We start from the raw sequence: 6,693 nt of genomic DNA, 5'->3' as shown, positions 1-6,693 counted from the left end.
GAAAAAAGCGGCCCATCATCACAAAATACTGAAGCGCGACCGGTTCCGCTGCCAGACCCCCGGCTGCCGATGCCGCAGGAACTTGCACGTTCACCACATCATCAGGCGCTCCCAGGGTGGCACCGATGACCCCTGGAACCTCATTGTGCTCTGCGAGGCCTGCCATCTGCACCTTCTCCATGGGCTCCGGACCCTCACCATAAAAGGCAGGGCGCCCGACAGCCTCACCTTCACCTTCGGCTCTCTCTCGGAGGGGACGCCCTTCCTGGTCTATGAAAGCGGATGCCGCAGGACTCATCGCCACTTATTACGCCCTGTCTGAAACCTCTTCACTCATAAGGAGGCACGAATGCCTGTATGACCCTGCATACGGGCCGCCTTCAGGGAAGGGTGATATCAGGCGCGTCGGTGTCGTAATTTTTGAAGCTGTCGCCTCTGTTCTTCTGTCCCGTGATGGTCGTTTTAAGGGTGTTGCCTTTGATCTCAATCCTTGCGTAATGGTATATCTCCTTGGCATAGACGCAGCTCGGCTCGGTGATCGTGGCACTCGAGAGGGAGGCCCCGGCACCTCCCAGCGTGAGATACCTGATGCCGTCCTTTTCATTTCTCGCGTAATGGTGCTGGTGCCCTGCCAGCACCAGCTTCACGCCGTTCGCCTGCAGAATGGGGACTACCTTGCTTTGAATATTGGTCTGCTCAGTGCCGAAATCATCGGTACTGAGCTGCTTGTTGCAGTAAGGGGGTATGTGGAGGAAGACAATCTTCCACTTCTTCGATGTCCCCGCAAGGTCGCTGGAAAGCCACGTGAGCTGGTCCGACTTCATATAGACCTGTGCGGGATCGAGGGCGGGATCGGTAAAGCTGTCGAGGACGGTAAAGTGGATGGGCCCGTAATCAAAGGAATAATAGTAAGGGCCGAGGTTGTAAGTGCTCTGCTGCGCCGCCCCCCCGATGAAAGGGTAAGCCCAGAGCGCACCGAAGAGCTGGCCCGTGTACTGGTAATCCAGCAATGTACCGGGCGGGGCGGGATACCCTTCATGATTCCCCTCGCAGCCCGCCACGGGCACCTTGCTGATAAAGTTCATGTGCCCTGTGTAGGTGCTGTCAAAGTATCCGCCATAATCGTTCCAGTATATTTCCTTGAGGCCGTGGTAAGTCCAGTCACCCGTGTTGATGCTCAGCGTCTGCTTGAAATCAGATGCCGCCATCATGCTCTGTTCCAGGTTCTCTGTCTCGTCAACTCCGTTGCGCGTGTCGCCGCAGACGTAGAACACCACGCTGTCAGCGGTGGCGGGAGGGGCGGCATTGAAGTCGCTGCTGAGGGAGAGTGACGGCGAGGCATTGAAATCAATTGAGTAGCTATAATGAGCGCCGGGGGTAAGGCCCGTCATGGAGCACTGGTAGATATAAGCGGTCGTGTCTCCGTTTCCGTTATAGGTCCTTGAGGGGAGAATCACCGGCGCGGCCTGCTGCGCCGGTCCTCCGCCGGTGGAATATGACACGGTGCAGGCTCCCGGGTCACGGTTCGTCTGCCAGAGCAGGTCCATGCGGCTGTTGTCGCCAGCAAACATCAGGTGCGGATGGATCAGGTACTTCGCCTCTTTTGAAGTTGACGCGACATCGGTTTTCAACACGACCGACCCGTTGATGAAGAGGGGAGGATCTTCCAGGCCCTCGGATTTCGGCGATTCCAGCATTTCATAGCCGCCCCGGAAAGTGTTGCTCTCCATGGTGCCGAACCAGGTCATCACATCAGTGCCTCCCTGAGAGAGAGTCGCCTGGAAGGCGGTGCCGTTGAGAGTGCCCCTGAGGGAATAAGGCCCGGTTCCTATGATTACATCACCGGTCACCACGGAGCTGTCATTAGTGAGCTTCGCCTGCACCACCGAGCGCTCAATCGTGTCCTCACGGGTCATCATGCCGGCCCAGTAGGTGCCGCTCTCGGAGCCGAGGCTCCCCAGTGAAGCGGGTGAATCGCTGCCTGAGCTGCTGCAGCCCGCCATCAGGACAAGAAGATAGGACAGAAATAAAAAAACGGCAGCACTGCAGCGATAACATTGCTTCATGATAACCTCCCCGGACGTGGATTTAATTCTTTATTGGCTGCTCCATTGTAACAGACAGGACCATCATTTGCAAATCTCTGAGAAAACAGGCATGTTTTCTGTCTGTTGTCAAAATGGCGCAGCACCGGCATGACCGGCTTCCCTTTACTCCAGGTGAAGAGGGCGCTCCGTCCTGGGGAGATCGATCTTTTCCCCGGGGCACTCGTTGATGGCATCGATGAGGCTCCTCAGGCGACCGAAGCTTTTCCCGTCAAAGGAGAAGACAAGCCTCGGAAGGTGCTGGAGGTGGACCTCCGCCGATTCCTCATCAAGAGGCTTCTTTATCACGAAATCCCCCTCTGCCAGGATATCCCTGAAATCGGTATTGATCTTTTCAAGCCACTGGCTGTCAGGCTTCACTGTGAGCCTGAGGAGCATTTTCCTTCCGGCGACCCTCATGGAATGGTAGTTCCTGTAAAAGGACATGATGTGACGGCAGGCCTCATCGGCGCTGTCAGTGTGGAAGAGGTGGTTTATATCCTGGGGGGAGATATAGCTGTGGGCAACAAGATTGGCCTTCACGTACTGCAGAAAATTCTTCCAGAAGCTCTCGCCGGGAACATCCATCATCACCACGGGGAGAGGGGTGCTCCTCCCCGTCTGCACAAGGGCCAGGGTCTCCATGCACTCGTCGAAAGTGCCGAACCCCCCGGGAAAGAGCACGATGGCATCGGCTTCCTTGACGAACATGAGCTTCCTGGTGAAAAAGTACTTGAAGGTGATGAGCTTGTGGTCGTCGGCAATCACGCGGTTGGCCGCCTGCTCGAAGGGAAGCCTGATGTTGAGGCCGAAGCTCAAGGCACGGCCTGCTCCCTCGTTGGCGGCCTGCATGATACCGCCCCCGGCGCCCGTAATTATCATGAATCCATGGGCAGCCATTTTTTCAGAAAATTCCCGGGCAAGCCTGTATTCAGGCGTGTCCTCGCCAATCCTCGCCGAGCCGAAGACTGTCACCTTCCTGGTGTTCTCGTATTCTTTGAAGACCTTGAAAGCGTACCGCATTTCCTTGAGAGCCATTGAGGCTATCTTGAGGTCAAGAGTCTCGCAGTCCTCCAGCTTCATCTTGAGGGCTGTGATTATTATTGCCCTTATGAGGTGATCCTCCGGGTCGGGGGGGCCGGTGAGAGCTATGAGGCTGTCAACAGCATCATCAAGCTCACTTCTCCCTGTTGAAAAGCGCGTTTTCAGGTGTTCTTCCATGATGGTTTCCTTATATGCCGGTAATTATTGTGCCTCTGCCCTACTCCGATGCGCCGCAGTTCTTCAGGTAGGAAACAACGTCCTTGATCCCTTCTCTCCTCGCAATCCTGAGAGGCGTCTCTCCATTCTTGTTTTTCGCGTTGATGTCGGCGCCCTTCTGGATGAGAAGCTCAATCAGGTCGCTGTGGCAGTTCCTCACGGCCTCGTGGAGGGGCGTAGAGCCCATATCGGGATCAGTGGCCTTCACCTGGGCCTTTTTCCCTATGAGGAATCTGGCGAGGTCTGTCTGGCCGCACATGGCGGCAACATGGAGGGGGGTGTAGCCGAATTCATTTCTCTCGTCAACCTGTGCGCCTTTCTCCAGAAGGTACTCCAGGAGGTCCTTCCTTCCTTCCCTCACCGCGATATGAATTATCTTCATCCCGTTGTCATTGGTCTTCGTAAGAGCTCTGCCGTCAATCTCGAGGAACTTTTCTATAGATTCCATGCTGTTCCCTTCGACAGCCTTGAATATGTTTTCAAATATCTTTTTCCCGCAGGCCTCGCAGAATGCCTCCCTGTAGTGGTTGAGATGGTCGCAGAACAGACATTTGGCGCGCATGGCTCCCCCCCTTGCTTTGATAAGGCCTTCTTCTGTCCGGGAGCTCTCTTTTCCTCCAGGCGGCATTCCCCCTTGCATGCTGCACTTTTACACTTGTTAACATATTCTCTCGTCAATGTTCTTATTTTTCAGTTTTTTTTCATTGCCATTTAAGTGAAATTTCAAGGCTCCCCGTTAAATGTATCGGGAAAGATTATTATTTAGGCTCACGGGAGGTTTCTTCATGGATTCAGTCACCACAAGCAATGGTTGCCACAGTAATGCCGTCACCACTCATCCCAGGCCTGCAACTCAATCCCCACCGCAGGGAACGCAGCTTTTCACCCCCTCGGGAATGGCGCTGCCTAAAACCGATGGCTTTGCAATGAGCAGGGAAACCATGGGGTATATGAATCCCCGGGGAGCAGGGACACTTTCCGGGATGGCTCCGCAGAGCGCCATGGGGCAGTTTCCCCAGGCGATGGCGGGGCAGTTTCCCCAGGCGATGGCAGAGCAGTTTCCCCAGGCCGCCACGGAGCAGGGGCCCCAGGCAATGACTGGCCTTATGAGCCAGATGACCCAGATGATGCAGAGCATGATGACCATGTTCCAGCAACTTATGACGATGAGCCAGGGCGGCAAGAACGGGACATTGAACCAGAATAACGGCGGGCTTGATAATAAGGACAACAACGGCGGCGGGAACGATCAGAACACCAACGGAACCAACGGAACCAACGGAACCAACGGAACCAACAACAACAAGCCCGTCAATATAAATAACAACGATGCAACAGGAAAATCAATCAAAGGCCTTGATCCCCTGGCCTCTGATGCCCTTCGGAAAGCAGGCTTCTCCACAGATGATGTCTCGCAGGGCCTGGGAAATGCCCCTGCAAGCGCAGGCACCCACCTTGCGGAGCCCGGGTCGAAATACACGGCGGCTGTGGACCTGCGCACTGCGGGGAAATCAGAGAGCGAGATACGCAGCATGGTGAAAAAGCTCCGCGCCCAGGGCTTTGCCGCCTGGTACAGGGACTGGAACGGCAATCAGCATATTCACGCCGTCTATGGGGGAGTTCCCCTGAAAGACTCACTGAAGAGCCAGGTGCAGGCATTCATCAACGGCGGCACGGGGCTCGCAAGCGGGGGCCACGACGGCACCATCACCTCGGCGGAAAAGAATATCATAGCAGCCCTCTACAAGCAGCGTGACAACAGGGTATCAGTAGGATAAGCACGAGGTGACACCTGTGAAAAAACTGGAAGAAACCAAGGCGGATACCTTCAAGGCGAGGATAGCCAGACTCGAGGCGGCGGGGAACTTTCATGGCCTTTCCCTCGCCTGGTACGAGAAGGCCATCCAGGAAAACGAGCGCAAGAGGCCTTTCATTGAGTCCCTGAAACTCTCAAAAAAATGGGAGCTTGCCCATTGGAGGAAGACCAGTCTCTCCCGTGTGCAGATTCTTGCCTCCAAGGGATGCCCTTCCTGCAAAAAGCTCCATGGAAAGATTCTCACGGTCGATGATGCGGAAAAGACCATGCCGCTCCCTCACGGGGAATGCTCCGGGAACCCTTCAGAGCTTCTTGCAAAAGGCTTCTGCCGCTGCAAGTACGTCGGCTATGCCGGGAGCGAATGAGCCGTCACTCCCCCCTGAATTCAATCTCGAGGGTGTTCCCGTTGAACTTTGCCCCTTCCACCTTCTTTCCCTCCAGGCGCGAGGGAAGGACCATCACCTTTTTCATTCCCCCCACGCTGATGATGAGCTCGTCGCCTTTCTGGCTGAGGGCAAGGTCATCGTGGGAGACGAAGGGAAGCTCGATTGAGAGTATTGTGGCCCTGCCTCTCTTTCTTATGCTGAAAGGCCTGCCTTTATAGAGCACCTGCACCGGATCATTTTCGCCGTAGAGCGATCCGGCAAGCTCCGCGAGAGCTTTCATCCCCCTCACTTCGGTGCTTTTCAGGGGGACCTCGGAGATGGGGAGCGGCGAAAAAATCTCCCTGATGGTCCCGAGGTGGACCTGCTGGATTCTCTTCCATTCCTCGAAGTATTCCTCCCTGAGAAGAGGGGGAAGGATCCTGTTCACCACGACGGCATCGACGTTGAAGCCGAAAAGGCAGAGATAGGTGTAAGTTCTCTGGCTCTCCTCGATGACCATCTTCTCGGCGTTCATCACGAGCCTTATCGTTGAACGGGGTTTCGTCAGGATGTCCTTCATCTCGCCTATCTGGGTGTAGAAGGTTTTGATCGATTCAAAAACGTTGTCGGCCGGGAGAGGCACCTTGAGAATGCTCTTTGCCACGGGCCGTGCGATCCTCACCGCCGTCCTCTGGAGAGGGAAAATGGTGCGGAGGTAAAAATTCAGCACCTCGGGCATGGAGAGCAGGCGGAGCGTCGATCCCGAGGGCGCGCAGTCAACTATGCACACGTCAAAGCTTTTCTTTCGGGAGTAATCACGTATCGCCAGCAGGGAATAGAACTCGTCCATCCCCGGAAGGACCGCGATCTCTTCGGCCACGACCTCGTCCATGCCCGCGGCGGAGAGAAAGTCCTTGAGAAAATCCATGATTACCGAAGCGTTCCTCTCCACCTCGCGCTGCCCCACGATCTCCTGTCCCCAGAGATTCTCGCCTATCTGGCGCGGATCGCCTGAAATGTCCATCTCAAAGGAGTCCGAGAGCGAATGTGCAGGGTCCACCGAGATGGCCAGGGTCCGGTAGCCCAGGGAAGCCGCCCTGAGCGCCGTGGCAGCCGAGAGCGTCGTCTTCCCCACGCCCCCTTTTCCGGTATAAAGGATAATACGCAT

The 6,693-nt window shown here is 55.7% G+C and carries 7 protein-coding genes; 3 read left to right on the top strand and 4 right to left on the bottom strand.

The window, feature by feature from the left end; all coding sequences use genetic code 11:
- Positions 1–322, top strand: a 322-nt coding sequence (locus tag RDV48_30255; GenBank protein MDQ7827119.1) for an HNH endonuclease signature motif containing protein, incomplete at its 5' end; no start/stop codon positions are given.
- A gap of 58 nt (positions 323–380) precedes the next feature.
- On the opposite strand, the gene RDV48_30250 is transcribed toward RDV48_30255, so the two are convergent.
- From RDV48_30250 to RDV48_30240, 3 genes are all read right to left on the bottom strand, one after another.
- Positions 381–2,066, bottom strand: a complete 1,686-nt coding sequence (locus RDV48_30250) for a metallophosphoesterase (protein MDQ7827118.1) — start codon at positions 2,064–2,066, stop codon at positions 381–383.
- 144 nt (positions 2,067–2,210) lie between these two features.
- A complete protein-coding gene (locus RDV48_30245) occupies positions 2,211–3,305 on the bottom strand; it encodes a TIGR00730 family Rossman fold protein (GenBank protein MDQ7827117.1) in 1,095 nt (364 codons plus the stop codon).
- 40 nt (positions 3,306–3,345) lie between these two features.
- A complete protein-coding gene (locus RDV48_30240) occupies positions 3,346–3,906 on the bottom strand; it encodes an ankyrin repeat domain-containing protein (GenBank protein ID MDQ7827116.1) in 561 nt (186 codons plus the stop codon).
- Between the two features lie 223 nt (positions 3,907–4,129).
- On the opposite strand from RDV48_30240, the gene RDV48_30235 reads away from it, so the two are divergent.
- Complete coding sequence (locus tag RDV48_30235; protein MDQ7827115.1) at positions 4,130–5,122, top strand: hypothetical protein; 993 nt, start codon at positions 4,130–4,132, stop codon at positions 5,120–5,122.
- A gap of 16 nt (positions 5,123–5,138) precedes the next feature.
- Positions 5,139–5,525: a hypothetical protein gene (locus tag RDV48_30230; GenBank protein MDQ7827114.1), complete on the top strand. Its 387-nt coding sequence runs from the start codon at positions 5,139–5,141 to the stop codon at positions 5,523–5,525.
- A 4-nt stretch (positions 5,526–5,529) separates the two neighbouring features.
- Here the strand turns inward: RDV48_30230 and RDV48_30225 are convergent, their stop codons facing one another.
- Complete coding sequence (locus RDV48_30225; GenBank protein ID MDQ7827113.1) at positions 5,530–6,693, bottom strand: ArsA family ATPase; 1,164 nt, start codon at positions 6,691–6,693, stop codon at positions 5,530–5,532.

This window comes from Candidatus Eremiobacterota bacterium (genome assembly GCA_031082125.1).
Lineage (GTDB): Bacteria > Vulcanimicrobiota > CADAWZ01 > CADAWZ01 > Ess09-12 > Ess09-12.
Note: the sequence above shows the minus strand (reverse complement) of the source record. Positions and strands in the feature narration are given on the sequence as shown.